Annotated in this window: 23 protein-coding genes; 17 read left to right on the top strand and 6 right to left on the bottom strand. The window is 73.4% G+C overall.

The features are described from left to right. The first annotated feature begins 4 nt into the window (after positions 1-4). The 8 genes from ABD343_RS19655 to ABD343_RS19620 all read left to right on the top strand — a co-directional run bounded on the left by ABD343_RS19655 (position 5) and on the right by ABD343_RS19620 (position 9,561). Complete coding sequence (locus ABD343_RS19655) at positions 5-640, top strand: NUDIX domain-containing protein (protein WP_344529995.1); 636 nt, start codon at positions 5-7, stop codon at positions 638-640. Between the two features lie 474 nt (positions 641-1,114). Next, positions 1,115-3,151 (top strand): AAA family ATPase, encoded by a 2,037-nt coding sequence (locus ABD343_RS19650; protein ID WP_344529917.1) that lies wholly within the window; start codon positions 1,115-1,117, stop codon positions 3,149-3,151. 176 nt (positions 3,152-3,327) lie between these two features. Next, the gene (ald, locus tag ABD343_RS19645; protein WP_344529993.1) at positions 3,328-4,443 is read left to right on the top strand and encodes an alanine dehydrogenase; all 1,116 of its coding nucleotides are present in this window, start codon (positions 3,328-3,330) and stop codon (positions 4,441-4,443) included. Between the two features lie 492 nt (positions 4,444-4,935). Next, on the top strand, positions 4,936-6,000 hold the full coding sequence (locus tag ABD343_RS19640) for a ParA family protein (RefSeq protein ID WP_344529915.1): 1,065 nt from the start codon (positions 4,936-4,938) through the stop codon (positions 5,998-6,000). Continuing rightward, positions 5,997-6,662 carry a hypothetical protein gene (locus ABD343_RS19635; RefSeq protein WP_344529913.1) on the top strand — a complete coding sequence of 222 codons (666 nt, stop codon included), beginning with the start codon at positions 5,997-5,999 and terminating at the stop codon, positions 6,660-6,662. Before ABD343_RS19640 ends, ABD343_RS19635 begins: the two co-directional genes overlap by 4 nt. A gap of 25 nt (positions 6,663-6,687) precedes the next feature. After that, complete coding sequence (locus ABD343_RS19630; protein ID WP_344529911.1) at positions 6,688-7,707, top strand: segregation and condensation protein A; 1,020 nt, start codon at positions 6,688-6,690, stop codon at positions 7,705-7,707. Continuing rightward, positions 7,700-8,425, top strand: a complete 726-nt coding sequence (scpB, locus tag ABD343_RS19625) for an SMC-Scp complex subunit ScpB (protein ID WP_425578222.1) — start codon at positions 7,700-7,702, stop codon at positions 8,423-8,425. Before ABD343_RS19630 ends, scpB begins: the two co-directional genes overlap by 8 nt. Then, complete coding sequence (locus ABD343_RS19620; protein WP_344529909.1) at positions 8,425-9,561, top strand: pseudouridine synthase; 1,137 nt, start codon at positions 8,425-8,427, stop codon at positions 9,559-9,561. Before scpB ends, ABD343_RS19620 begins: the two co-directional genes overlap by 1 nt. 174 nt (positions 9,562-9,735) lie before the next feature. On the opposite strand, the gene ABD343_RS19615 is transcribed toward ABD343_RS19620, so the two are convergent. Beyond that, positions 9,736-10,056 (bottom strand): DUF952 domain-containing protein, encoded by a 321-nt coding sequence (locus ABD343_RS19615; protein WP_344529907.1) that lies wholly within the window; start codon positions 10,054-10,056, stop codon positions 9,736-9,738. 71 nt (positions 10,057-10,127) lie between these two features. Here ABD343_RS19615 and ABD343_RS19610 point away from each other — a divergent pair, with 71 nt between their 5' ends. From ABD343_RS19610 to der, 4 genes are all read left to right on the top strand, one after another. Further along, a complete protein-coding gene (locus ABD343_RS19610; protein WP_344529905.1) occupies positions 10,128-11,216 on the top strand; it encodes a prephenate dehydrogenase in 1,089 nt (362 codons plus the stop codon). A 258-nt stretch (positions 11,217-11,474) separates the two neighbouring features. Next, the gene (cmk, locus tag ABD343_RS19605; RefSeq protein WP_344529903.1) at positions 11,475-12,209 is read left to right on the top strand and encodes a (d)CMP kinase; all 735 of its coding nucleotides are present in this window, start codon (positions 11,475-11,477) and stop codon (positions 12,207-12,209) included. Between the two features lie 69 nt (positions 12,210-12,278). Then, the gene (locus ABD343_RS19600) at positions 12,279-12,899 is read left to right on the top strand and encodes a lysophospholipid acyltransferase family protein (RefSeq protein ID WP_425578226.1); all 621 of its coding nucleotides are present in this window, start codon (positions 12,279-12,281) and stop codon (positions 12,897-12,899) included. Then, entirely contained in the window at positions 12,896-14,365 is a 1,470-nt protein-coding gene (der, locus tag ABD343_RS19595; RefSeq protein WP_344529899.1) for a ribosome biogenesis GTPase Der, read from the top strand. Before ABD343_RS19600 ends, der begins: the two co-directional genes overlap by 4 nt. 31 nt (positions 14,366-14,396) lie before the next feature. Here the strand turns inward: der and ABD343_RS19590 are convergent, their stop codons facing one another. After that, positions 14,397-14,696, bottom strand: coding sequence for a hypothetical protein (locus ABD343_RS19590; RefSeq protein ID WP_344529897.1), 300 nt, complete (start codon positions 14,694-14,696; stop codon positions 14,397-14,399). A gap of 196 nt (positions 14,697-14,892) precedes the next feature. Then, on the bottom strand, positions 14,893-15,738 hold the full coding sequence (locus ABD343_RS19585; protein ID WP_344529989.1) for a hypothetical protein: 846 nt from the start codon (positions 15,736-15,738) through the stop codon (positions 14,893-14,895). 454 nt (positions 15,739-16,192) lie between these two features. On the opposite strand from ABD343_RS19585, the gene ABD343_RS19580 reads away from it, so the two are divergent. Continuing rightward, a complete protein-coding gene (locus ABD343_RS19580; RefSeq protein WP_344529895.1) occupies positions 16,193-16,822 on the top strand; it encodes a LysM peptidoglycan-binding domain-containing protein in 630 nt (209 codons plus the stop codon). Positions 16,823-16,918: 96 nt separating this feature from the next. Here ABD343_RS19580 and ABD343_RS19575 read toward each other — a convergent pair whose 3' ends face one another. The 3 genes from ABD343_RS19575 to ABD343_RS19565 are packed head-to-tail and all read right to left on the bottom strand — an operon-like array spanning position 16,919 to position 20,891. Further along, complete coding sequence (locus tag ABD343_RS19575) at positions 16,919-17,605, bottom strand: ABC transporter ATP-binding protein (protein WP_344529893.1); 687 nt, start codon at positions 17,603-17,605, stop codon at positions 16,919-16,921. Beyond that, positions 17,602-20,367, bottom strand: a complete 2,766-nt coding sequence (locus ABD343_RS19570) for an ABC transporter permease subunit (protein ID WP_344529891.1) — start codon at positions 20,365-20,367, stop codon at positions 17,602-17,604. The genes ABD343_RS19575 and ABD343_RS19570 overlap by 4 nt, the downstream gene beginning before the upstream one ends. Further along, positions 20,364-20,891 (bottom strand): hypothetical protein, encoded by a 528-nt coding sequence (locus ABD343_RS19565; RefSeq protein ID WP_344529889.1) that lies wholly within the window; start codon positions 20,889-20,891, stop codon positions 20,364-20,366. Before ABD343_RS19565 ends, ABD343_RS19570 begins: the two co-directional genes overlap by 4 nt. Positions 20,892-21,033: 142 nt before the next feature. Here ABD343_RS19565 and ABD343_RS19560 point away from each other — a divergent pair, with 142 nt between their 5' ends. The 4 genes from ABD343_RS19560 (at position 21,034) to ABD343_RS19545 (ending at position 25,504) form a co-directional block, all read left to right on the top strand. Further along, positions 21,034-21,582 carry an MTB12 C-terminal domain-containing protein gene (locus ABD343_RS19560; protein WP_344529887.1) on the top strand — a complete coding sequence of 183 codons (549 nt, stop codon included), beginning with the start codon at positions 21,034-21,036 and terminating at the stop codon, positions 21,580-21,582. Further along, on the top strand, positions 21,557-22,888 hold the full coding sequence (locus ABD343_RS19555; protein WP_344529885.1) for an ABC transporter substrate-binding protein: 1,332 nt from the start codon (positions 21,557-21,559) through the stop codon (positions 22,886-22,888). The genes ABD343_RS19560 and ABD343_RS19555 overlap by 26 nt, the downstream gene beginning before the upstream one ends. Before the next feature lie 202 nt (positions 22,889-23,090). After that, the gene (locus tag ABD343_RS19550; protein ID WP_344529883.1) at positions 23,091-24,347 is read left to right on the top strand and encodes a glycosyltransferase family 4 protein; all 1,257 of its coding nucleotides are present in this window, start codon (positions 23,091-23,093) and stop codon (positions 24,345-24,347) included. Next, positions 24,344-25,504, top strand: coding sequence for a hypothetical protein (locus ABD343_RS19545; protein WP_344529881.1), 1,161 nt, complete (start codon positions 24,344-24,346; stop codon positions 25,502-25,504). The genes ABD343_RS19550 and ABD343_RS19545 overlap by 4 nt, the downstream gene beginning before the upstream one ends. Positions 25,505-25,510 lie beyond the last annotated feature (6 nt).

Genomic DNA, 25,510 nt, shown 5'->3' with positions numbered 1-25,510 from the left:
CGCGATGGCCACCCGCATCACCGACGTCCCCGAGCAGTGGGAGGTCACCGCCTCCGCCACGCCCTTCCAGGGCAACAAGACCGGTGTCCGTACGGACGACGTCGTCATGCCCGACGGCACCGTCGCCCGCCGCGACTACCAGACGCACCCCGGCTCGGTCGCCATCCTGGCCCTCGACGACCAGGACCGCGTCCTGGTCCTCAGCCAGTACCGCCACCCGGTCCGCGAGAAGCTGTGGGAGATCCCCGCCGGGCTCCTCGACATCCCCGGCGAGAACCCGCTGCACGCGGCCCAGCGCGAGCTGTACGAGGAAGCGCATGTGAAGGCCGAGGACTGGCGGGTGCTGGTCGACGTCTACACGACGCCCGGCGGCAGCGACGAGGCCGTCCGGATCTTCCTCGCCCAGCAGCTCTCCGAGGCCGACGGCGAGCGCTTCGAGGTCTCCGAGGAAGAGTCCGTCATGGAGCTGGCCCGGGTCCCCCTGGAGGAGCTGGTGCGCGGCGCGCTGGCGGGCGAGCTGCACAACAATTGCCTCGTGGTCGGTGCGCTGGCGTTGCATGCCGCGATCTCCGGTGGCGGTGGCGTCGGTGCCCTCCGCCCTGCCGACGCCGACTGGCCCGCCCGCCCCTACGAAAAGTAGCCCCCGCCGCTGCTATTCCGGGGCACCCCCTCCCCGGGGGCCGGAGAGAGGGTGCCCCGTCCCTTGCCGGGGCAGGCCCCCTGCTTCTCGCTTCTCCCTCCGCCCCACTGTGCTTGGGGCCCGCGCGCTGGTGGGGCAGGCCCCCGCCTCTCCCTCCCGCTGTGCTTGGGAAGTCTGCGCTGGGGGTGCCCCCTGCTCGAAGAGCTCGGGGGAGCAGGGTTGGCAAGCGCAGCCCCCTGCGCCGGGTGCCCTGCGTACAGGGCCGGGTTCGGGGTGCCCCGGGCTGTGGGTCGCGGGGCGCGCCCGCGTCGTGGCTGGGCGCGCAGTTCCCCGCGCCCCTAGTTGGCAAGCCCCGTGGCGTCGTGAACCGGTGGGGCGTGCGGGGTTGGCGGTGGGCCGGTGAGGTGATTTTCGGGATGGTTCGGCGGAGCTGGGGCCCAGGTAAGGGCCGGGCCGTGAACTACGCTCAGAGGCGTGACGGACCTCGCGGCGCAGCCCACATTCACCGGACGGGAGCGTGAACTCCGCGCGCTGCGCGAGGACATCGAGAGCGCCGGTCTGCACACACTTTCCGGCCACCCTCTGCCCCAGGCCCGCGTCCTGCTGATCGCCGGTGCCCCCGGCTCCGGCCGCACCACCCTCGCCGAGGAGTTCGTCCGGCAGATCGCGGACGGCTACCCCGGCGGCGTCTTCCGCGCCCGCCTCACGGACCCAGGTGGCCGTGCCGTCCCCACCGAACGTACGGCCCGCGATCTGCTCGCCGCCCTCGGCACCGCCGCGCCCCCGCCCGCCGGGGCCGACGAGGACGCGCTGACGGAGGCGTTCCGTACGGCCTTCGCGGCGCTCGGCGAGAAGGGCAGGGCGCTGCTCCTGCTCGACGACGTGGCCGGGGCCGAGCAGGTGCTCGACCTGCTGCCGGAGAGCAGGGAGTGCCTGGTCGTCGCGGTGGCCGGAGGCCCGTTGACCGGCGTGCCCGACGTGCGGCCGTGTGCGCTCGGCGGCCTCGACCGGGCAGCCGCCGTGCAGGTCCTGGCCCGGCACGCGGGCGCGGCCCCGCGCGTGACCGTCGATCCGCGCAGCGCGGAGGCGCTCGCCGAGGCGTGCGGCGATCTGCCCGCCGCGCTGGTGATGATGGGCGGCTGGCTCGGCGCCCGTCCCAAGATGTCCGTCGCGGACGCCGCCCAGCGCCTGCTCGGAACGGAGGAGCCGGAGGAGGGAGCCGGTCCGCTGGGCCGGGCCTTCCGGCTCGTCCACGGTTCGCTCTCCACCGCGCCCTCCCGGATGCTGCGGCTGCTCGTGCTGGCCCCCGCCGGGTTCGTGGACGCCCACATCGCGTCGGCGCTCGCGGGCTGCTCGGTCTCCTCGGCACGCTCGTCGCTGGCCGAATTCGTACGGCTGGGCCTGCTGCGCGAGACGGGCCCCGAGCGGTACGCGGTGCCCGGGTGCCTCGATCCGCTGCTCCGCGCCGAGCTGGAGGCCCGCGAGCGCCCCTCGGAGACGCTGCTCGCACGGGCGCGGATGCTGGAGCGCACGGTGCGCCAGTTGCGGGCGTGCCACGCGATCTGCCAGCCCTCGGGCTCGGAGGCCCGCAAGCGGCTCGCCTGCATGCCGCGCTCGCTGCGCTTCTCGCGCCCGGACGAGGCCCGCGTCTGGCTGGAGGCGCGGCGGCACGCGCTGCTCGCCGCGACGCGGACGGCCGTCGAGGAGGCCGGGGGCGAACTCGACACGCTGGCCCGCCGGTTGATCTCCGCGCTGGCCCGCGCGTTCGAGGCGCACCGCGACCCGGACGAGTCGGCCCCCGAGCTGTACCGGCTGCACGAGCTGGTCCTCGACGTGGCGGAGCGCGGCGAGCTGCACCGCGAGCGGGCCGCCGCGCTGCTCAACCTCGGCGACCTCGACGCCCGTACGGACCGGCTCCGGAACGCGCTGGTCCGGTACCGCACCGCGCTGGACGCCGCGCGGGCCGGGCAGGACCCGGTCGCCACGTCCCGGGCCCTGGAGTCGCTGGGCGGGACCCACGCGGAGCTGGAGGACTGGGGCCGCGCCACCGACTGGTACGGGCGGGCGCTGGCGCTGCGGCTGACCCGGGCCGAGCCCGCGGACCGGGAGGCGGCGGCGCGGCTGCACGGCCGTATCGGCGCCGTGCACACCTACGCGGGCCGGTGGGGCGACGCGCTGCGCGAGTGGCGGGCCGCCGCCGCGGCCTTCCGCAGGCTGCGGGACTCCGGCGCCCATGCCCGCGCGCTCGCGGAGATCGCCCGGGTCCAGGAGTACGCGGACCGTCCGCACGACTCGCTGCGCACCTGCGCCCAGGCGCTGGAAGCGGCGCGGAAGGCGGGCGACGACCGGCTGGAGGCGGCCCTGCGGCTGCGCGTGGCCGACGCCTGCGAACGGGTGGGCGACCTGCGCGCGGCCCGCGCGCACAGAGCCGAGGCCGGACGGCTGCTGGGGCCCGCCGAGGGGGAGGGCGCGGAGGACGGGCACCACGTGACCGGCGCAGATGCCCCCTGACCCCCGGGTAACCTACGAATCACCTAGTGATCCCGTAAAAGATCGCACCTTTGTAAGGCTAGACAGGTGCACATCCTTCATTAAACTGGTCGAGCCGCGGTCACACCGGCTGCTTTCGCATGCACGACCCGGCCACCTCTGCCTTTCTGCAACCTGAGTCAAGGACCGTGATCGATGTGAAGGTCGGCATCCCCCGCGAGGTCAAGAACAACGAGTTCCGCGTGGCCATCACCCCGGCCGGGGTGCACGAGCTGGTGCGGAACGGACACGAGGTGTTCGTGGAGAAGGGCGCCGGAACCGGCTCCTCCATCCCGGACCAGGAGTACGTCGCCGCCGGCGCCTCCATCCTCGGCACGGCGGACGAGGTCTGGGCCACGGCCGACCTGCTGCTGAAGGTCAAGGAGCCGGTCGCCGAGGAGTACCACCGGCTGCGCAAGGACCAGACCCTCTTCACCTACCTCCACCTCGCGGCCTCCCGCGAGTGCACCGACGCGCTCCTGGAGTCGGGCACGACGGCCATCGCGTACGAGACGGTCGAGCTGGCCAACCGCGCGCTGCCGCTGCTCGCCCCGATGTCCGAGGTCGCGGGCCGGATCGCCCCGCAGGTCGGCGCGTACCACCTGATGGCCTCCGCGGGCGGCCGCGGCGTGCTGCCCGGCGGCGTCCCCGGGGTGAACGCGGGCCGCGCGGTCGTCATCGGCGGCGGCGTCTCCGGCTGGAACGCGACGCAGATCGCGGTCGGCCTCGGCTTCCACGTCACGCTCCTCGACAAGGACGTGAACAAGCTCCGCGAGGCCGACAAGATCTTCGGCAACCGCGTCCGGACCGTGACCTCCAACGCGTACGAGCTGGAGCGCGCCGTCCTCGACGCCGACCTCGTCGTCGGCGCCGTGCTGATCCCGGGCGCCAAGGCGCCGAAGCTCGTCAGCAACGAGCTGGTCTCGCGGATGAAGCCGGGAAGTGTGCTTGTCGACATCGCGATCGACCAGGGCGGCTGCTTCGAGGACTCGCGTCCGACCACGCACGCCGAGCCGACCTTCCGCGTCCACGACTCGGTCTTCTACTGCGTCGCGAACATGCCGGGAGCCGTGCCCAACACCTCCACGCACGCCCTGACGAACGCGACACTTCCGTACATCGTGGAGGTCGCCAACCGCGGCTGGCGCGAGGCCCTGCGCCGGGACGCGGCGCTCGCCAAGGGGCTCAACACCCACGACGGCGATGTCGTTTACGGCCCCGTCGCCGAGGCCCACGGGCTTCCGGTGCGCGACATCGGCACGCTTCTCGGCTGAGCCCGCGAGGCGTTGGGGTCAACAGCGGACGTCAACGTCGGCAACATCACGTACCCGGCCGGACCTTGGTGACGAGGTTCGGCCGGTGGCGTAATCGGACCCCTGCACGGGGTCCCCAACTCGCCGTGAACGTAACTGTCTAACCGTTTTGCGCACCCACGAAACCGCCCCAGGAGGGCTCAGAGCCTCTTGACATCCGGCCGCGCGGTTACCGACACATCGTGCCGTCTCCGGCGGATTGTGTTGCTGCGGACCGCCGACACGCCATAGAGTCCCCAAGCGTCGGCATGGTGTCACGCTGACCTGTCTAGAAATTTCCTGGTCACCAAGGAGGTAGGACGACTTGTGAATGAGTCGACATTTTCTCCCGGGGGTGGTCAACCAGGAGCGCCTGTGCGAGGCCAGGGGACCTCAGCGGGTTCCTCGCGGTCCGAGGCTGTCGGCTCCGTCGCTGTCCGCACCTTCTCAGCCCACCAGAACCCTTCACCGAGCATGACAGCCCACCAGAGCATGGACGGCCACCACGTGAACGCCATGGCCGGCGACGCTACGAACGGTCAGTCCGCCGAGCGCTTCGCCGACTACAGTGAACCGAACTACGACCCCTCCTACGGCGAACTGCCGGAGGGGCACTTCTACGACCCGGACGCCGAGTACGAGCCGGATCCCGAGTACGCCGCCACGCTCGCGCCAGACGCCGCGCGCCAGCGCCGCGAGCGCATCGGCCCGACCGGCCGCCCGCTGCCGTACTTCCCGATCCCGGGCCCGGTGAACGAGCACGGTCCCGCGAAGATCATCGCGATGTGCAACCAGAAGGGCGGGGTCGGCAAGACCACCTCGACCATCAACCTGGGCGCCGCGCTCGCGGAGTACGGGCGCCGCGTGCTGCTCGTCGACTTCGACCCGCAGGGCGCGCTCTCGGTCGGCCTCGGCGTGAACCCGATGGAGCTGGACCTCACCGTCTACAACCTGCTGATGGAGCGCGGTCTCGCGCCCGACGAGGTGCTGCTGAAGACGGCGGTCGCGGGCATGGACCTGCTTCCCAGCAATATCGATTTGTCTGCGGCCGAGGTGCAGTTGGTCAGCGAGGTCGCGCGCGAGTCGACCCTCCAGCGCGCCCTGGGCCCGCTGATGAACGACTACGACTTCATCGTCATCGACTGCCAGCCCTCGCTCGGCCTCCTCACGGTGAACGCGCTGACGGCCGCGCACAAGGTCATCGTCCCGCTGGAGTGCGAGTTCTTCGCGCTGCGCGGCGTCGCGCTGCTCACCGAGACGATCGAGAAGGTGCAGGAGCGGCTCAACCCCGAGCTGGAGCTGGACGGGATCCTGGCGACGATGTACGACTCGCGCACCGTGCACAGCAGAGAGGTGCTCGCGCGGGTGGTCGAGGCGTTCGACGACAACGTGTACCACACGGTCATCGGCCGTACCGTCCGCTTCCCCGAGACCACGGTCGCGGGCGAGCCCATCACGACGTACGCGTCCAACTCCGTCGGCGCCGCCGCCTATCGCCAGCTCGCCAGGGAGGTGCTCGCCCGGTGCCACGCCGAGTGAGTCTGCCGGCAGCCGACGAACTGTTCCGTACGACAGGGGGATCCGCGGTCCAGCCGTCGGCTCCCCAGCAGCAGGGCGAGGGCCGGCAGGGCGGCCAGGGCCAGGTGAACGGCGAGGCGGCCAAGGTGCCCGCCCAGGCCACCGAGCCCGAACCCGGCGGCGGCACGCCCCAGGAGCACGCCTCCGCGGGCGAGGGCGACGGCGAGACGGGCGCGGGCGCCGGTGCCGGGAACGGCGGCGAGCACGGCGGCCGCGAGACCCGGAACCCGTCCTCCTCCGCCGCCTCCGCATCCCCCGCGTCCACCGGCAGGACGGAGGAGCAGCGGGCCCCCGCGGCGTCCTCGGCGGCGCCGCAGCAGCAGGGCGCGTCCGGCGGGCGCGGCTCCGCCAAGGGGCGGCAGTCGTCCGGCGGGTCCTCGGCACGCCGCCGCGCGGCCAGCCGCAGGCCGAGCGGGCGCGAGCGGCACGACGAGAAGATCACGGTCTATGTCTCCGCCGAGGAGCTGATGGACCTGGAGCACGCGCGGCTGGTGCTGCGCGGCGAGCACGGGCTCGCGGTCGACCGCGGGCGCATCGTGCGCGAGGCGGTGGCCGTGGTCCTGGCCGACCTGGAGTCGCGAGGAGACGCGAGCATTCTCGTACGGCGGTTGCGCGGGCGCTGAGGGGCCTGCCAGTACGCTGCCAGCGATGCTCAGTCCTGACCTCCCCTCCGACACGGCTCCGCACCGGGCCTCCTCCCGCCGACCTCTGGGGCGGGGGCCCGGGACGGAGCCGGAACCGGACCTGGAGCCGGAGCCGGAGGAGACTCAACCGGAGCCGGAGGAGACTCAGGAGCCCGAGCCGGAAGAGCCCGAGCGCGAGGAGCCCGAGGGGGCCGCGCCGGAGGAGCCCGAGCCCGACGACGGGCGGTTCCGGGTCGTGCTCGACAACTTCGAGGGGCCCTTCGATCTCCTCCTCCAGCTCATCTCCAAGCACAAGCTGGACGTCACCGAGGTCGCGCTCTCCAAGGTCACCGACGAGTTCATGGCGCACATCCGCGCCATGGGCCCCGAGTGGGACCTCGACCAGACCACCGAGTTCCTGGTCGTCGCGGCCACGCTGCTCGACCTCAAGGCCGCCCGGCTGCTGCCGCAGGCCGAGGTCGAGGACGAGGCCGACCTCGCGCTGCTGGAGGCCCGGGACCTGCTTTTCGCACGGCTGCTCCAGTACCGCGCGTACAAGGAGATCGCCACGATCTTCGCGGGCCGCTGGGAGGAGGAGTCCCGCCGGTACCCCCGTACGGTCGGGCTGGAGCCGCACCACGCGGAGCTGCTGCCCGAGGTGGTGATCAGCGTCGGGCCCGAGGGCTTCGCGGAGATCGCCGTACGGGCGATGCGGCCGAAGCCCAAGCCCGCCGTGTACGTCGAGCACATCCACGCGCCGCTCGTCAGCGTGCGGGAGCAGGCCGAGGTCGTGGTCGCCGTGCTGCGGGAGCGCGGGGAGGCGAGTTTCCAGGAGCTGACGTCGGACGCACCGGACACGCTCACCGTCGTCGCGCGGTTCCTGGCGCTGCTGGAGCTGTACCGGGAGCGGGCCGTCTCGCTGGAGCAGGACGAGGCGCTGGGGACGCTGCTCGTGCGCTGGAGCGGCGCTTCGGGCAGCGCGCCGCTGGTGACCGACGAATTCGACCAGGAGCCCGGAGAGGCCAGGGAGCCCAGGGATGAGTGAGACGACCGAGACGTACGAGGTCCAGCAGGCCGCCGACGAGGCACCGGAGGCGCCCGCGGGGATGGCGCCCGCGGAGGAGGGCCCCGAGGCGGCGCCCGCCGGGACCTCCGGTGTGGCCGGGCTGGAGCTGAAGCCCGCGCTGGAGGCCGTGCTCATGGTCGTCGACGAGCCCGCGAGCGCCGAGCACCTGGCCAAGGTGCTGGAGCGGCGCCCGCGCGAGGTCTCGGACGCGCTGCGCGAGCTGGCCGACGAGTACGCCCGCGAGGGGCGCGGGTTCGAGCTGCGGCTGGTGGCCGGGGGCTGGCGGTACTACACGCGGGGCACGTACGCGGACGCCGTCGAGCGGTTCGTGCTGGACGGCCAGCAGGCCCGGCTCACCCAGGCCGCGCTGGAGACCCTGGCCGTCGTCGCGTACCGTCAGCCGGTCAGCCGTTCCCGGGTCTCCGCGGTGCGCGGGGTGAACTGCGACGGGGTCATGCGCACCCTGCTGCAGCGGGGGCTGGTGGAGGAGGCGGGAACAGAACCCGAGACAGGTGCGATCCTGTACAGGACGACGCATTACTTTCTGGAGCGGATGGGCCTGCGCGGCCTGGACGAGCTTCCGGAACTGGCCCCCTTCCTCCCGGAGGCGGAGGCCGTCGAGGGGGAGACCCAGGAGAGCATGCCGTCGTTCGACGTAGACGACCTTTCCAGCGGAACCCAGACGACGGAACACTGATGCGAAGCAGCGGCAGGAACACAGGCGGTAGCGGCGGCGCCCGCGGCAACCAGGGCCGGGGGCAGGGCGGCCGTAAGCAGCAGCCCGGCAAGCCCCGCCCGGAGGAGCGCCGCTACACCCAGGGCGGCAAGCCCGGCGCCCCCGGCAAGCCCGGCGGCAAGCCCGGCGCTTCCGGCGGGAAGCCCGGGGCCAAGGGCGGCAAGCCCGGCGCGAAGACGGGCGGAGGCCAGGCGGGCGGCGGCCCGTCGGGCAAGAACGTCCGCAAGGACGTCACCAAGAGCGGGGCGCCCAAGGCGCGTTCCCGCAGGGCGTCGGCGCCCGCGCGGCCCCGTGAGTACGACGCGAAGATCGAGGAGCGCAACAGGGAGCGGCACAGCAAGCCGCCGGTCAAGCTGCCCAAGACCTTCGGCGAGGTCGAGGGCGAGCGCCTCCAGAAGGTGCTGGCGCGCGCGGGCATGGGCTCGCGGCGGGCCTGCGAGGACCTGATCCAGCAGGCCAGGGTCGAGGTCAACGGCGAGATCGTGCGCGAGCAGGGGCTGCGCGTGGACCCGGCCAAGGACGAGATCAAGGTCGACGGGCTGACGATCGCGACCCAGTCGTACCTCTTCTTCGCGCTGAACAAGCCCGCCGGGGTCGTGGCCTCCATGGAGGACCCGGACGGGCGCCAGTGCCTCGGCGACTATGTCCAGAACCGCGAGACCCGGCTCTTCCACGTCGGCCGCCTGGACACCGAGACCGAGGGCCTGATCCTGCTCACCAACCACGGCGAGCTGGCCCACCGGCTGACCCACCCCCGGTACGGGGTGAAGAAGACCTACCTGGCCGCCATCCAGGGCCCGCTGCCGCGCGATCTCGGCAAGCGCCTGAAGGACGGCATCCGGCTGGACGACGGCTTCGCGCGCGCCGACCACTTCCGGGTCGTGGAGAACACGGGCAAGAACTACATGGTCGAGGTCACGCTGCACGAGGGCCGCAAGCACATCGTGCGGCGCATGCTGGCCGAGGCCGGTTTCCCGGTGGAGCGGCTGGTGCGCACCCGCTTCGGGCCGATCGCGCTGGGCGACCAGAAGTCGGGCTGGCTGCGGCGGATGACGAACACCGAGGTCGGCATGCTGATGAACGAGGTCGGGCTGTAACAGCCCGGCCAGGGGAGTGCCCCGGGCCCACGGGTGCTGCTTCCACGCGAGGAAGGGCGACGAGGACCGGACCCGGTACCGCGCCGTCGCGTACGGCGGCCGGGACGGGCTCCGCACCGGCGGGGTACGGGCGTACCGGCGGCCCGTCAGGACCGGCCCGTCAGGACCGGACGGTCAGGACCAGACCGCCAGGGCCAGCGCCCGGCCCTCCGTGTCGCGCTCGATCTCCAGCATCCCGGCCACGGCCGAGCGGTTGATCCGGCCGTAGATCTGCGGGGCCGGCTCCCAGCGCACGCGGGCGTCCAGCTTGCGCTCGTCGATCATCAGCACCATCAGCGGACCGACGGCCTCACGGAAGCGGGCGTCGGCCACGGCCAGCGCCTCGTTCTCGTCGGCCGTGCACGGGATGAAGCCGCCGTTGACGAGGACCCGGGGCGCGTAGGGGCGGTCCGGGGCGAGCAGCCAGTCGTCGAGCGGGACCACGTGGAAGATCATGCCTCCCTTGTACCGTCTCGCCCCCCGGGCGGCGCGGACAGCCGCGCGGGCGCCGAATTAGGCTGTACGGCATGCGAACCTCCCTCGTGCTCGGCACGGGCCTCATCGGCACCTCGGCGGCGCTCGCGCTGACCGCGCGCGGCGTGCGCGTGCACCTGAGCGACCGCGACCAGGAGCGCGTCCGTACGGCCTCGTCGCTGGGCGCGGGCACGGAGGAGGAGCCCGAGGGGCCCGTCGATCTCGCGATCGTCGCCGTGCCGCCCGCGCACATCGCCGCCACCGTCGCCGAGGTCCAGCGGCGCGGACTCGCGCGCGGGGTGATCGACGTGGGCAGCGTGAAGGGCGGCCCGCGCCGGGAGGTGGCGGAGCAGGGCGGCGACCTCACCACGTACCTGGGCAGTCACCCCATGTCCGGACGCGAGCAGTCCGGGCCGCTCGCCGCCACCGCCGACCTCTTCGAGGGCCGGCCGTGGGTGCTCACGCCCACCCAGGACACCGACACCGAGGTGCTGAACCTCGCGCTGGAGCTGATCGCGCTCTGCGGCGCGGTCCCGGTCGTGATGGACGCGGACGCGCACGACAGGGCCGTGGCCCTCGTCTCGCACACCCCGCAGCTCCTCTCCAGCCTGGTCGCCGCCCGCCTGGAGTCCGCCGCCGAGACGGCCGTACGGCTGTGCGGGCAGGGCATCCGCGACGTGACCCGCGTCGCGGGCTCCGACCCGGCGATGTGGGTGGACATCCTCTCCGCGAACCCGGGCCCCGTCGCCGACATCCTCGCGGAGGTCTCCGCCGACCTGGACGAGACGGTACGGGCGCTGCGCGCGCTGGAGTCCGCCGACGAGGACAAGCGCGACGGCGGCACCCGCGGCGTCGAGAACCTGCTGCGGCGCGGCAACGCGGGCCGCGCCCGCGTCCCCGGCAAGCACGGCCAGGCCCCGACCGTCTACGAGGAGGTCGTGGTCCTCATCAGCGACCGCCCGGGCGAGCTGGCCCGGATCTTCGCGGACGCCGGCGCCGCCGGGGTCAACATCGAGGACGTGCGCATCGAGCACGCCACCGGTCAGCAGGCGGGCTACGTCCAGCTCATGGTCGAGCCCCGTGCCGTACGGCCGCTCCAGTCCTCGTTGCGGGACCGGGGCTGGTCGATCCGTCAGCCGTAGCCGTAGCCGTAGCCCGGTCCCGGAGCCGCTGGGCAGGGGCTGCCCCGGTCGGTGATCCGCGGTCCGCGGGCTTCGCCGTGGTCGCTCGCGCAGTTCCCCGCGCCCCTGAAGCGCCCCTGCGGGGCGCGCTTCGGATCGAAGCCGCAGCCCGCATGGCACAGGGCCGGGCGGGCCCCGGCGCGGTAGCCGGTAGCCTTGGGCGGGGCCATCACGGCCCACCCCTCTGGCCCGTGCGCATCACGAAAGGTGTCACTCACCGTGTCTGCAACCCTGGCGTCTTCAGTGATCGTCGCCATCGACGGCCCCTCCGGCACGGGCAAGTCCAGCACGTCCAAGGCCGTCGCCGCCCAGCTCGGGCTGAGCTACCTCGACACCGGCGCCCAGTACCGCGCGATGACCTGGTGGATGCTGACCAACGGCATCGACGTCTCCGACGCGTCCGAGATCGCCGCCGCGTCGGGCAAGCCCGCCATCGTCTCCGGCACCGACCCGGAGGCCCCGGCCATCTCCGCCGACGGCGCCGACGCCTCGGGCCCCATCCGTACCCAGGAGGTCACCTCCGCGGTCAGCGCGGTCAGCGCCGTGCCCGAGGTGCGGTCCCGCATCACCGAGCTGCAGCGCACCATCGCCGCGGGCGCCGAGGGCGGCATCGTGGTCGAGGGCCGGGACATCGGCACGACCGTGCTGCCCGACGCCGACCTCAAGGTCTTCCTCACCGCCTCGGCCGAGGCCCGTGCCGCGCGCCGCAGCGGCGAGCTGAAGGACAAGGACGGCAAGGCGGTCGCCGACCTGGCCGCCACCCAGCAGGCCCTGGCGCAGCGCGACAAGGCCGACTCCAGCCGCAAGGCCTCGCCGCTGAAGAAGGCGGACGACGCGGTGGAGGTGGACACCACCGAGCTGACGCTGGAGCAGGTCGTCGAGTGCGTGGTGACCCTCGTCGAGCAGGCGGCGGCGCGGAAGGCCGAGCGCCTGGAGAAGGCGGGGCAGGTCTAGGTGGCCGACACCGACTCCCTCCCCCCGGCGCGGGGGGCCGCGGTCGGGCGGCGGATCGGCATCGGGCTCATGTACGGGCTCTGGAAGCCCCGGGTGCTCGGCGCCTGGCGGATGCCGCCCAGCGGCCCCGCCATCCTCGCGGTCAACCACTCGCATCTCATCGACGGGCCGATGCTGATGGGCACCGCGCCCCGGCCCGTGCACTTCCTGATCAAGCAGGAGGCGTTCATCGGCCCGCTCGACCCGTTCCTGCGGGGCATCGGGCAGCTCAAGGTCGACCGCTCGACCGCCGACCGCGCCGCGATCGGGAACGCGCTGGGCGTCCTGGAGCGCGGCGGCGTCCTCGGCATCTTCCCCGAGGGCACGCGCGGCGAGGGCGAGTTCGCGGCGCTGCGCTCGGGGCTCGCGTACTTCGCGCTGCGCTCGGGGGCGCCCGTGGTGCCCGTCGCGGTGCTCGGCAGCGCGGACCGGAGCGGGCGGCTGATACGCGCGCTGCCCCCGCTGCGCGGCCGGGTCGACGTGGTCTTCGGCGACCCGTTCGCGGTCGGTGACGGGAGCGGACGCCGTACGAAACGGGCGCTGGACGAGGCGACCGTACAGCTTCAGCGGCGGCTGAGCGGGCACCTGGCGGAGGCCAGGCGGCTCACCGGCCGTTCGCGCACACAGAACGACGAGGACGAGACACCATGACCGACCAGAACCATTCCGGCGACGAGGGGCACGAGCACGGTGAGCTCGGTGACGCCGAGTTCGCGGAGTTCATGGAGCTCGCCGCCGAGGAAGGCTTCGACCTGGAGGAGGTGGAGGGCGCGCTCGGCGAGGCCGGGCACGGGCCGCTCCCCGTCCTCGCGGTCGTCGGCCGCCCCAATGTCGGCAAGTCGACGCTGGTGAACCGGATCATCGGCCGCCGCGAGGCGGTCGTCGAGGACAAGCCGGGCGTCACCCGCGACCGGGTCACCTACGAGGCCGAGTGGGCGGGCCGCCGCTTCAAGGTCGTCGACACCGGCGGCTGGGAGCAGGACGTGCTCGGCATCGACGCGTCCGTGGCCGCGCAGGCCGAGTTCGCGGTCGAGGCCGCCGACGCGGTCGTCTTCGTCGTGGACGCCACCGTCGGCGCCACCGACACGGACGAGGCCGTCGTCAAGCTGCTGCGCCGCGCGGGCAAGCCCGTGGTGCTGTGCGCCAACAAGGTGGACGGCCCCTCCGGCGAGGCCGACGCCTCCTACCTGTGGTCCCTCGGCCTGGGCGAGCCCCACCCCGTCTCGGCGCTGCACGGGCGTGGCACGGGCGACATGCTCGACGAGGTCCTCAAGGCCCTGCCCGAGGCGCCGGAGCAGACCTTCGGCACGGCCCCCGGCGGCCCGCGCCGGGTCGCGCTCATCGGCCGCCCGAACGTCGGCAAGTCCTCGCTGCTGAACAAGGTGGCGGGCGAGGACCGCGTCGTCGTCAACGAGATGGCGGGCACCACCCGCGACCCCGTGGACGAGCTGATCGAACTCGGCGGCAAGACCTGGAAGTTCGTGGACACGGCGGGCATCAGGCGCCGCGTCCACCTCCAGGAGGGCGCCGACTACTACGCCTCGCTGCGTACGGCCGCCGCCCTGGAGAAGGCCGAGGTCGCCGTCGTCCTGATCGACGTGAGCGAGTCCATCAGCGTCCAGGACCTGCGCATCATCACGATGGCGGTGGACGCCGGACGGGCGCTCGTCCTGGCCTACAACAAGTGGGACACCCTCGACGAGGAGCGCCGCTTCTACCTGGAGCGGGAGATCGAGCGGGATCTCGTGCAGGTCCAGTGGGCCCCCCGGGTCAATGTCTCGGCGCGCACCGGGCGGCACATGGAGAAGCTGGTCCCGGCGATCGAGACGGCCCTGGAGGGCTGGGGGACGCGGGTGCCGACGGGGAAGCTCAACGCGTTCCTCGGCGAGATCGTCGCCTCGCACCCCCACCCGGTGCGCGGCGGCAAGCAGCCCCGCATCCTCTTCGGCACCCAGGCGGGGACGAAGCCGCCGCGCTTCGTGCTCTTCGCCTCCGGCTTCCTGGAGGCGGGCTACCGCCGCTTCGTCGAGCGGCGGCTGCGCGAGGAGTTCGGCTTCGAGGGGACCCCGATCCAGATCTCGGTCCGGGTGCGGGAGAAGCGCGGCAAGAAGAAGTAGCGCGCCCCTGCGAGGCGGTCACCGCAGGCGGTCACCCGTACGCGTGACCGTCCCGCGGGGCCGGGGGCAGGGGGAGCGCGGCGGAGAAGTGGCCCGTGCCGTGCCCGTCGCCCTGCCAGGCGAGGGACGACCAGGAGCCGGTGCCGGGCTCGGTGACGCGCCAGGAGCCGGTTCCGGTGCCGTAGCGCGTGCCGAAGCCCTCGAACCGCAGCTCCTCCTCGTCCGACCGGTCACCCGGCAGGGCCCGGAAGAGCCTGCGGTACTCCGCGTACAGCGAGTCGTAGATCGGAGTGGAGGAGCTCTCCGGCGACATGCTGTGCGGGGGGCGCATTCCGGGAATCTGTCCCTGGTTGAGGTGCGGGTCGTGGGCTCGGGGCGGTTCGTATGGCTGCACGCCTGTGCCAACGAACGTGCCGCCCGGCGGATGCGGGGCCGGGCGGCAAATGACCTGATCGCACAGGTTCTGTCCGTATTGCCACTGTGGTCTTACGGTTGTGGCGGTACGTTCCGTGCGTCCGGATCCGGCATCACGTCCCGGCGAGCGGCATCGCCGCGGCGACCAGGACGCCCCCGGCGGCGGCCTTCTCCAGCGCCTCGCGGAGCAGGTCCTCGCGGGGCTGCTGGCCGATGGAGCCCGCGGGCGCCGCGTACACGAGGACCTTGTGGCCCTTGGTCGCCGCCGTGCGCCAGCCCTCGGTGACGGCGAGCGGCTGGTGCGCCTGCCACCACGCGACCGGCTGCGTCCCGGTGCCCGTCGGGGGCATGAGGATCGCGTGGAGCTGGCCCATCGCGAGCAGCACGGACCAGCCGGGGACCTGCGCGGGCGGCTGTGCCACCTCCGTCACCGGCAGGAAGCCCTGCTCGATGAGGAGCGGCAGGAAGTCGTCCCCGGGGCCGTCCGAGCCCGGGCGGGCGATGGGGCCCGTGGGCTCGACGACGATGGCCGGGTGCAGGTTCTCGTCGATGAGCACCTGGCCGCAGGTGACGCCCAGGACGGCCTGGCGCTGGTCGGTCCTGGGGAGGGACGAGGCCTCCGGCGAGGTGGCCTGTGCGGGGGGCCGGGGCGTCTGCGGGGCGGGGGCGGGCTGCGCCTGCTGCGGGGGTCCGTCCGGGGCGAGGTTGCGGACGGCGCCCTTGAGCTGCTCCTCCGAGAGGCTGACCACCTGGGAGGGGATGCAGTTCGCGTGGGCGAAGGCCAGCACGGCCGTCTCCTCACCGACGAAGAGCACGGTGCTGGTGCGCTCCTTGTGGGTGTCGCCCGGGGCGCGGCAAGAGGTGCAGTCGTAGCTGCCCGGGGCGTTCTCTCCGGCGAGCAGCCGCTCGGCTTCGGCTTCGCCGATCTCGGCGCGTACTGCGTCGCTGACATCGAGCATGGGGGACACGGAGGCTCCTGGCTTTCGGTTCCTGTTCGTGTGGACAACGGGCGATCTGTGGCCGTGGTCACGCGACTCGTACAGCGAAATCGGTCTGTTCGATACCGGGCGTGACCAGGACGGCGGAATCCGTCACTCCCCGTCAATTCCTGCGAGGGGCACGCAAGTTCGAACGGTGAACTGGGTCACAGATCGCCGCGTTCGCCGGGGGTTACTTCCGTATATAGCGTCCTTTGGTGGGTGTCCTGAAACCGCTGTTATAGCGAGTAACCGGCAACTGGCCTGGAAAGACAAGGAGATGGTTGATAGCGGGGCGAGGGCGTCCATACATTCCACGGCGGTGCAACGCGCACCACCCGGGACAGCGGAGCGGAGTGCGGGCGCCCGATGCGCACCGCGCTCTTCCGCGTCGGGGGAGGTACGGGGGCTCCCGGGTACGTGGAGAGGGATTCCTTTGTCCATACGTCGTAACGCCGCGGTGCTCGCGGGTGCCGGAATCGCCGCCCCGCTCGCGCTGCTCGCCGCCTCGGCCACCTCGGCCTCGGCGGCGCCGAACGACGGAGTGTGGGACCGCATCGCCCAGTGCGAGAGCGGTGGGAACTGGAGCACGAACACAGGCAACGGCTACTCCGGCGGACTCCAGTTCTCCGCCAGCACCTGGCGCGCGTACGGCGGCACGGCATACGCGCCGACCGCCGCCGGGGCCAGCAAGTCCGCGCAGATCGCCGTCGCCAGGAAGGTCCAGGCAGCACAGGGCTGGGGCGCGTGGCCGACCTGCTCGGCGAAGGCCGGCGCCTCGGGACGGGCACCGCAGGCCCCCGCGCCCCAGGCGCAGCCCAGGAAGGCCGCGAAGCCGAAGGCGCAGCCCACGGCGCGGGAGCGCGCCGCGGCGCCCGTCAACAGGGGCGCGGTGCGCGGCGGTACGGGCACGGGCTCCGGCAACTACACCGTCAAGGCCGGAGACACCCTGGGCACCATCGCGGCCGCGCACGGGAAGAGCTGGAGCGCCGTCTACAGCGCCAACAGGGGTGTGATCGGGAACAACCCGGACTTCATCCTGCCCGGGCAGCGGCTGCACGTGTGACGCGGCCGTACGTGTGACGGCCGCACCTGTGACGGTCGCACCTGTGACGGCCGTCCTGTGACGGCCGTACGTGTGACGCGGCTCCGACCCTCGGCGTCACGCTGAACGCCCCGCCGGGCCGACTGGCCCGGCGGGGCTCCCGCGTTCCCGGGGCTCCCCGGAGAACGCGACGGTGCCGCGCCGCAGTTCGTGGACCACCGCCGCCGTCCCGCACAGCTCCGCCGTGAGCCGCTGCTCGGCCAGCAGCACGGTGCGGCCCCCGTCCGTCACGGCCTCGCGCAGCAGCGCGTACGTACGGGCCGCCGTCGCCGGGGACATGCCCTGCGTGGGCTCGTCGAGCAGCAGGACGCGCGCCGGGGAGAGCAGCGCCCGCGCCACGGCCAGCATGCGCTGCTCCCCGCCGGAGAGCGTGGCGGCCGTACGGGGCAGGAGGCGGCCCAGCGCCTCGTACGGGAGCGCGGCGGGCAGGGGACCGGCCAGCTCCAGGTTCTCCGTCACCGTGAGCGAGCCGAACACCGCGCGGCTGTCCGGCACGAAGGCCATCCCGCGCCGGGCCCGCGCGTGCGCGGGGACGCGCGTGACGTCCGCGCCACCCCACACCACCCGGCCGGAGGAGAGCGGCACGGTCCCGGCGAGGGCGCGCAGCGCCGTCGTACGCCCCGCGCCGTTGCGGCCCAGCAGCACGGTGACGCGCGCCGAGGGCACCGCGAGCCCGACGCCGTGCAGGGCCTCCACGGGGCCGTACCGCACCCGGGCGCGCTCCAGCGCCAGCTCGACGGTCATGACGGCAGCTCCAGGGTGTGGACGGTGTCGGCGAGTTCGGCGACGAGTTCGCGGTCGTGCTCGATGACGAGCAGCGCCATTCCGTCGGCGGCCAGCGCCCGCAGCACCCGGATGAGCGCCTCGGTCTCCGCCGGGTCCAGGCCCGCCGTCGGCTCGTCCAGCAGCAGGGTGTGCGGCTCCGTGGCGAGCGCGCGGGCGAGTTCGAGGCGGCGCAGCGTGGCCGTGGGGAGCCCGGCGGCGGGGGCGTCGGCGAGCCGGTCGAGCTGGAAGAGCCGCAGCGCGCGCCCTGTCGCGGCGCCGGAGGCGGTCTGCTCGGCGCCCACCTGGACGTTCTCGGCGACGGTGAGGGAGGGGAAGACGGCCAGTTGCTGGAACGTACGGGCGATGCCGAGGCGGGTCCGGGCGTGCGCGGGCAGGCGCGTGATGTCCCGCTCCCCGAGCCGCACCGCCCCCGCGCGGGGCCGCAGGGTGCCCGCGAGGCAGTGGAACAGCGTGCTCTTGCCCGCCCCGTTGGGCCCGACGAGCGCGGTGACTTGGGCTTGTGGGACGTCCAGGGACACGTCCCGGAGGACCGTGTGCCGGCCGTACCCGGCGGTCAGGTTCCGCACGTGCAGGACGTCCCCGGCGAGGTGCGCGTCCCCGGCATGGGGGCTGCGCTTGCCAGCCCTGCTCCCCCAAGCTCTTCGAGCAGGGGGTACCCCCAGCGCAGACCTCCCAAGCACAGCAGGGAGAAGCGGACGTGCCCCGTCAGGGGCGCGGGGACCTGCGCGCCCAGCCACGGTGCGCCCGCGGCCCGCGACGCGCGCGAGGTGGCCGCCCCTTCCCGGCACCGGAGAAGAGGAAACGGGCGCAAGGGTGCTGCCCCCGCTTGGCATCCGTGCCCGGAAAGAGGGTGCGGGGGAGTGGGCCCCGAGGCCGAGTGCGGGGAGCAGGCCGTTTCGGAGCACCGGCACACGCCCCGTGGCAACGGCCAGTACGCCGATGACGGCGGCGGCCCAACCGCCCTGCGTCCCGGCGTCGAGCCCGACCAGCAACGCGGCCCCCGCCATCGCCGCGATGACGCTGTCCGAGCCGAGGACGACGATCGCCGCGAACCAGAGCAGGCCCCGCACGGGATCAAAGGCCCCGGGATCGAACGCGCGGACCCCCATCGTCAGCATCCCGCCCCCGAGGGCGGCGAGCGCCGCGCCCGTGACGAAGGCGGTCAGCTTGAGCGCCGGGACCGGCACCCCGGCCGCCGCCGCGCCCTGCTCGTGGTCGCGGATGGCGGCCAGCGCACGCCCGTACCGCCCGCGCCGCAGCGCCCGTACGGTCAGCGCGGCGAGGGCGAGGAGGGCGAGTTCGAGGGCGTAATAGGCGCGGTCGCCGGAGAAGCCCGCGGGGCGGTCGGGGACGAGGCCCTCCAGGGCGTAGGGCTGTTCGAGGACGAAGCGGCTCACCAGCAGCGAGATCGCGAGCGTCGTCAGCGCGAGCGCGAGGCCGCGGCGGCGGATCGCGGGCCAGCCGGTGAGCAGCCCCAGCGGCGCGATCACCAGGACGGCGCACAGGAGCGCCGACAGGTTCGGCATGTGCGGCGAGAACTGCGCGGTGAGGAGCGCGCCGAGCCCGGCGTACGCGGCCTGGCCGAGCGAGATCTGCCCGCCCCGCCCGGTGACGACCACGAGGGAGAGCAGGATGACGGCGAGGGCCGGCACCTGGATCGAGGTGTGCAGATCGCTCCCCGCGAAGCCGAGCGGAAGCAGGAAGAGGATGCCCGCGACAAGCGGCAACGGCACAGCGGGCGCACCCCGCACGGCCCTTGCCGCCTGCCCCGCACCGGCATCACCCGGCGCGGCCCCGCGCGGATCGCGTACCGGCGTACCGTCACGCGGCCGCAGCCGCGCCCGCGGCGCGGTCGCGGGGACCGGCGCCTCGCCGGAAGCGCGTACCGCGGGCAGGCCGAGCGCAGCGACCAGGAGGGCGACCGCGAAGAGGTTCGAGCCGACCGCCTGGACCAGCGGCTGGGCCGCGCCCTCGGGGTGGAGGCGGGTGAGCTGGCTCTGCGCGACGGCGACGGCGAGCGCCACGCCGACCGCGAGCGGCAGGCTCCGCATCCGTGCCGCGACGGCGACCGCCATCACCTCCATCACGAGCAGCGGCAGCCCGTAGGGGTCCAGGCGCAGTTGGGGCGCGAGGAGTACGCCCGTGAGCCCGGCCGTCACCGTGCCGAAGGCCCAGCCCGCGGCGGAGACCCGGCCCGCGTCGATCCCGGAGAGCACGGCCAGGCTCCGGTTGTCGACCACGGCGCGCAGTTCACGGCCCAGCCGCGTCCAGCGGGTGACGGCGGCGACGCCGAGCGCGAGGAGGACGGCCGTGGCGAGCTGGATCCACGGGTCCTCGGGCAGCAGTTCGGGCGCGTCGGCGCGGGCGCCCGTGCCCCAGAGCAGGGTGGCGAGGCCGATGAGGAGTACGAAGACGCCGAGCGAGGCGACGAGCGCGGGCACCGTGTCGCCCTCCAGCGGTCGGAAGACGGCGCGGTCCAGGACGAGTCCGAGCGCGGGCGCGACGACGAGGAGGGTGACGGCGGCGGCGAGCCAGAGCGGCCAGCCCCACTCGACGGTGAGCTGGCGCAGCAGGTACGCGCAGACCATCGCGAGGGCGCCGTGCGCGAGGTTGAGGACGCCCGTCGCGCGATAGGTGACGATCAGGCCGATGCCGGTGAGCGCGGCGGCGCTGCCGACGGCGAGCCCGGCGAGCGTCAGGTCGTAGGTGAGGGAGTTCAACTCCGCCGCTCCGGCGGCTCCGGCAGGTTCGACGGATCCGACGGCTCCGGCCGCTCCGGCGGCTCCGGCAGGTCCGGTTCGCAGATCGGGCAGGGGCTCAGGTCCCGTTCGCGCAGCGCCGTCTCGTCGAGGGGCGTGGCCTCGGGCTTGCCGTCGACCAGGGGGCAGCCGGGGTCGTGCGCGAGCGTGCCGCCGGGAACGGCCAGCGGGGGGCCGCCCGTACGGACACCGCTCCGGTCCACGTCCGCGGCACCCTCCGGCACGGGGGCGGTTTCGGCCAGGGTGGCGGGAGGCGTGGCGGGAGGCGGCGCCCCGCCTCGTACGGGCCAGTCGGCGCCGAAGGCGGCGAGCAGCACCGCGCCCGCGACGATCAGCGCGGCCCCGGGAATCGTGCACGAGGCCAGGTACGGGATCTGCCGCTCGGCGAAGCGCTCGCCGGAGACGCCGTACCAGCCGATCGCGCAGAGCACGGCCCCGGCGGCGAGGGAACCCCAGCCGCCCCAGCGTGAGATCAGCGTCCGCATTCCACCCCCTGTGCCTGTCCTTGGCACACGATGAAAGGCACTATGCCGTGAGGAAGCCGACGGCAGAAGGCCGCGGAAGCGCACGGCAGACCGAGCAGACCAACTTCTGGACGAACACCAACTCCACGTGGCGGTGAGGAAGATGGGTCGAGGGGGAAGCGCCGCCGTTCTGGCGGCGGTCCTGGTCCTGGGGGCCGGGACGGCGGGGTGCGGCGACGACAGCGAGGACAGGGCGGCCGAGCCGAAGCCGCCGCCCGCGTCGAGCAGCGCCTCCGAGGGGGAGACGGGCGGCGGGGGCGACGACGAGGGCACCGGGGCGGAGGCCCCGGAGGACCCGGCGAAGGCGGAGAAGCAGGTCAAGGAGAACTGGGAGAAGTTCTTCGACCCCAAGGTCTCCAACGAGGAGAAGGCCGACTACCTGGAGAACGGGGAGCAGATGAAGCTGCTCCTGGAGGCCTTCAACAACGACGAGCGCGGCAAGCAGGTCCAGGCCGAGGTGACCGAGGTGACCTTCACGTCCGCCTCCGACGCCGACGTGGACTACACGCTGCTGCTGAAGAAGGCCACGGCGCTGCCCAACGCCAAGGGCGCGGCCGTCCAGCAGGACGACACCTGGAAGGTCTCCGTCAAGACGCTCTGCGCGCTGGTGAAGATGAGCGGGACCGATGTCCCCAAGGCGCCGGGCTGCTGACCGGGCGCGGGCCGGGCGCGTCGCCCTCGCGCTCGCCGTCGTGGCGGCGGTGCTGCTGGCCGCCGGGTGCGGCAGCAGGCTGCCCGAGAGCGATTTCGAGCGGCGCGACGGACGGGACCCGGGCCCGCGGACGGCCGAGCCGGTCAAGGTCGGCATCATCACCAGCGCGACCAGCCCGGTGGGCGGCTCGGCCTTCACGGGGCCGCGCGACGGGGCCCGCGCCTACTTCGACCGGCTGAACGAGAGGGGCGGGCTGCGCGGCCGTAAGGTCGAGGTCGTCACCTGCGACGACGGCGGCAGCGGTGTCGGCAGCAACGAGTGCGTGCAGCGGCTGGTCCGGAAGGAGAAGGTCTTCGCGCTCGTCGCGGGGGCCTCGCTGGACTACGCGGGGGCGCCGCAGGTCGCGAAGGCGGGGGTGCCGGACATCGGTGGCCAGCCGGTCGGGCCCGCGTACGACACGTATCCGCATCTCTACGGGATCTACGGCAGCCTCGCCCCGCGCGACGGCGGCGACCCCGGCTGGGACGGCAGGCTCTACGGCGGCACCGAGGTCTACCGCTACTTCAAGCGCGAGCAGGGCGCGCGCCGGGCGGCCGTCGTCTCGTACAACCAGTCGGCGTCGGCGGCGTACGCGCGGCTGGTGAGCCGGGGGCTGAAGAAGGAGGGGTACGAGGTCGTCACCGAGCAGGTCGACTTCGCGTTGCCGAACTTCCGCGCGGTCGCGGCCGATCTGCGGGCGCAGAAGGTCGATCTGGTCTTCGATGCGATGGACACGCACGGCAACGCCCAGTTGTGCGAGGCGATCGACGAGGCGAAGGTGAAGCTCACCGCCAAGGTCACGAACGTGCAGAACTGGTCGTCGGCGGTCCCCGACGAGTACAAGAACTCGCCCCGCTGCCGCAACGCGCTCTGGGCGACGGGCAGCAGCCGCAACTACGCGGACACCCGGCACCCCGAGGTCCGCGCCTTCCGCGCCGCGATGAAGCGGACGGAGGCGGGGAAGAAGCAGCTCTCGCAGTGGCAGTTGGAGGGCTGGGCGGCGGCGATGTGGTTCAGCGACGCCGCGCGCTCCTGCGGCGACCGGCTCACGCGGGCGTGCGTCGAGCGGTATATGGAGCGGGACAAGCCCTATACCGCACGCGGTCTGTTGCTTCCCGTATCCTTCGAGAAGCGGTCGAAACCGCCCGAAGCGCGACGTACGTGTCTCTCCGTGGCCCGCTGGCGGGACAGGGAGGGATGGGTCGGCCAGGGCGGCGACATGGACCGGAACTGCTTCACCGTGCCCCAGCTCGGCTACCGCCCCTAGCGCATCCAACTGCTCGGGACTATCGGGAACGGTCATGTGATCGGAAACGTTCCCTTTGAGAGATCACAATGTGCGTACGTTTTTGAACTTTTGTGAAACAAGATGGCTGCGACATCCAACCCTGCCGACGGCCAAAAGGTCTACGCAGGCGACAGGCGGACAGAGGGGGACTGTCCGCAAGGATCCGTGGGACTCGGAGAAAATGCACATCTCTTTCTTGCTCCACAACGGGTACGCCATCGGGGGGACCGTCCGGACCACCTACAACCTGGCGCGCACGCTGGCAGAGCATCACGACGTCGAGGTGGTCTCGGTCTTCCGGCACCGCGACCGCCCGGTCTTCGACCCGGGACCCGGGGTACGGCTGCGTTCGCTCGTGGACACCCGCAGGAGACCGGCACGCGCCGGCGACGGGCTCGGGGCCGAACACGCCCATCCGGCCGAGGTCTTCCCGCCCGAGGACGGGAAGTACCCCATGTACAGCGCGCTCACCGACCGGCTCATCGGGGAGCATCTGCGCACCACCGAGGCGGACGTCGTCATCGGTACCAGGCCGGGGCTCAATGTGCACGTGGCCCGGCAGACCCGGCGCGGCCCGGTGCGGCTCGGCCAGGAGCACCTCACGCTCGCCACCCACTCCCGCCGCCTCAAGCTCGTGCTGCGCGGCGTCTACCCCCGGCTCGACGCGCTGACCACCGTCACCGAGGCCGACGCCGCCGACTACCGCAACAAGCTCCGGCTCCCCGGCGTCCGCATCGAGGCCCTGCCCAACAGCGTCCCGACGCCCGGCATCAGCCCGTCCGACGGCACCAGCAAGTGGGTCGTGGCGGCGGGCCGCCTGGCCCCGGCCAAGCGGTACGACCTGCTGATACGGGCGTTCTCCAAGGTCGTCGTCGACCGCCCCGACTGGAAGCTGAGGATCTACGGGGGCGGCCGGGAGCGCGACGGCCTGCGCACCCTCATCGACGACCTCGGCCTCTACAACCACGTCTATCTCATGGGCCCCGCGCACCCGCTGGAGCCCGAGTGGGCCAAGGGGTCCATCGGGGCCGTCACCTCCAGCCTGGAGTCGTTCGGCATGACCATCGTGGAGGCCATGCGCTGCGGGCTGCCCGTCGTGGCCACCGACTGCCCGCACGGCCCCGGCGAGATCATCCGTTCCGGCGTCGACGGCACGCTCGTCCCCATGGGCGACGAGGACGCCGTCGCCGACGCGCTGCTCCAGCTCATCAACGACGACGAGCTGCGCCAGCGCATGGGCCGGGCCGCGCTCGCCGACTCCGAGCGCTTCGACCCCGCCCGCGTGGGCGCCCGTTACGAGGCGCTGATGCGGGACCTCATGACCAAGAGCAGCCGCGGCCTGCACCGCACGCGCGGCACGCTCCTCGGCGGCGCCTACGCGGTCAAGGACGCGTTGTACGGCGTCAACCGCACCGCACTACAGGGGGGACGCGCGTGAGCGCCACCAGCACCGGCAGCACGATGGCGGCGACCGCGAAGGGCCGCGCGACCCCGCCACCCACACCCCTCGTCACGGAGCCCTCAGCCATGGAATTCTCCGCCGTGGAGCCCCCGGCAGCCGAGTCCGCGACAGCGGAGACCCCGCCCACCGAAGCCCGGACTCCCGAGCGGGCCCCCGGGCCCCGGACTCCCGAGCCCCGGGCCGCCGAGCCCCGGACTCCCGAGCCCCGGGCCGCCGAGCCCCGGGCCGCCGGGGCCAGAGCCCCCGCGCCGACGGACGCCGAGCCGCGCGCCGCGGCCGGGCGCGCCAAGAAGCCCGCACAGCGCGGTCCCCGCGCCGACTGCACCGCCGACATCGCGGGCGGGCTCACCTTCGACGTGCGGCTGCCCGCCTCCCCGGGCCCGGCCGGCGACCTCGCCGACGCCGCGTTGCTGCTGCGCAGCCGCCCCGGCAAGTCGGGCGTCAGCGAGACGGTGCGGCTGCCGCTCGTCCCCGTCGAGGAGGACCCCGGCACGCTGCGCGCCGCGCTGCCCAGCACCGTCCAGCTCGGGGAGGGCCGCTGGAACGCCTTCCTGGTGCTCGACGGCGGGGAGCCGCGCCGCCTGGTGCCCGGCGTCAACGACCTGCGCTCGCTCGTCGACCGCACCCCGCGCGCCGACCGCACCTGGCTCGGCGTCCGCATCCCGTACGCCACCAAGCACGGGAACCTCAGCGTCCGTTCCTGGCTGCGCTGGCCGCACGCCGAGGCCGGGGCGCTGCGCGTGATGGACGGCGGACTCGTGCTGTGCGGGCGGCTCTACGGCGCGGAGCTGGCGGAGACGGCCCGCCTGGAGGCCCGTGCCCGGCGGGGCGGCGGAGCCGCGCCCGTACTGGCGGAGGTGGCGGCCGAGGGAGCCGAGTTCACCGCCGTGCTGCCCTACCACGGGCTGGCCGGGCATCCGCTGTGGGACCTGTGGCTGCGGCCCGCGGAGGACGCCGAGGCCGTCCGGATCGCGCGGATCCTCGACGACGTCCCCGACAAGAAGCGGATCTTCACCTATCCCGCGCAGCCCCTCGACCCCGGGATCGCCCCGGCCGAGGGCAGGACCGCGACCGCCACCCCGTACTACACGCTCAACAACGACCTCGCCGTCCGCGTCGACCACCCGTACTGAGACCGC

The organism is Streptomyces albiaxialis, from assembly GCF_039530985.1.
GTDB classification, from domain to species: domain Bacteria; phylum Actinomycetota; class Actinomycetes; order Streptomycetales; family Streptomycetaceae; genus Streptomyces; species Streptomyces albiaxialis.
The sequence above is the reverse complement of the archived record's forward strand: the minus strand, read 5'-3'. Positions and strand labels throughout refer to the sequence as shown.

What these genes read in the sequence shown, in the direction of transcription:
- ABD343_RS19655 (WP_344529995.1), top strand. Translation starts at nt 5, where the DNA reads ATGGCCACCCGCATCACCGACGTCCCCGAGCAGTGGGAGGTCACCGCC.
- ABD343_RS19640 (WP_344529915.1), top strand. Translation starts at nt 4,936, where the DNA reads ATGACAGCCCACCAGAGCATGGACGGCCACCACGTGAACGCCATGGCC.
- ABD343_RS19630 (WP_344529911.1), top strand. Translation starts at nt 6,688, where the DNA reads ATGCTCAGTCCTGACCTCCCCTCCGACACGGCTCCGCACCGGGCCTCC.
- scpB (WP_425578222.1), top strand. Translation starts at nt 7,700, where the DNA reads ATGAGTGAGACGACCGAGACGTACGAGGTCCAGCAGGCCGCCGACGAG.
- ABD343_RS19620 (WP_344529909.1), top strand. Translation starts at nt 8,425, where the DNA reads ATGCGAAGCAGCGGCAGGAACACAGGCGGTAGCGGCGGCGCCCGCGGC.
- ABD343_RS19615 (WP_344529907.1), bottom strand. Translation starts at nt 10,056, where the DNA reads ATGATCTTCCACGTGGTCCCGCTCGACGACTGGCTGCTCGCCCCGGAC.
- ABD343_RS19610 (WP_344529905.1), top strand. Translation starts at nt 10,128, where the DNA reads ATGCGAACCTCCCTCGTGCTCGGCACGGGCCTCATCGGCACCTCGGCG.
- ABD343_RS19600 (WP_425578226.1), top strand. Translation starts at nt 12,279, where the DNA reads ATGTACGGGCTCTGGAAGCCCCGGGTGCTCGGCGCCTGGCGGATGCCG.
- der (WP_344529899.1), top strand. Translation starts at nt 12,896, where the DNA reads ATGACCGACCAGAACCATTCCGGCGACGAGGGGCACGAGCACGGTGAG.
- ABD343_RS19590 (WP_344529897.1), bottom strand. Translation starts at nt 14,696, where the DNA reads ATGCGCCCCCCGCACAGCATGTCGCCGGAGAGCTCCTCCACTCCGATC.
- ABD343_RS19585 (WP_344529989.1), bottom strand. Translation starts at nt 15,738, where the DNA reads ATGCTCGATGTCAGCGACGCAGTACGCGCCGAGATCGGCGAAGCCGAA.
- ABD343_RS19575 (WP_344529893.1), bottom strand. Translation starts at nt 17,605, where the DNA reads ATGACCGTCGAGCTGGCGCTGGAGCGCGCCCGGGTGCGGTACGGCCCC.
- ABD343_RS19565 (WP_344529889.1), bottom strand. Translation starts at nt 20,891, where the DNA reads ATGCGGACGCTGATCTCACGCTGGGGCGGCTGGGGTTCCCTCGCCGCC.
- ABD343_RS19560 (WP_344529887.1), top strand. Translation starts at nt 21,034, where the DNA reads ATGGGTCGAGGGGGAAGCGCCGCCGTTCTGGCGGCGGTCCTGGTCCTG.
- ABD343_RS19555 (WP_344529885.1), top strand. Translation starts at nt 21,557, where the DNA reads ATGTCCCCAAGGCGCCGGGCTGCTGACCGGGCGCGGGCCGGGCGCGTC.
- ABD343_RS19550 (WP_344529883.1), top strand. Translation starts at nt 23,091, where the DNA reads ATGCACATCTCTTTCTTGCTCCACAACGGGTACGCCATCGGGGGGACC.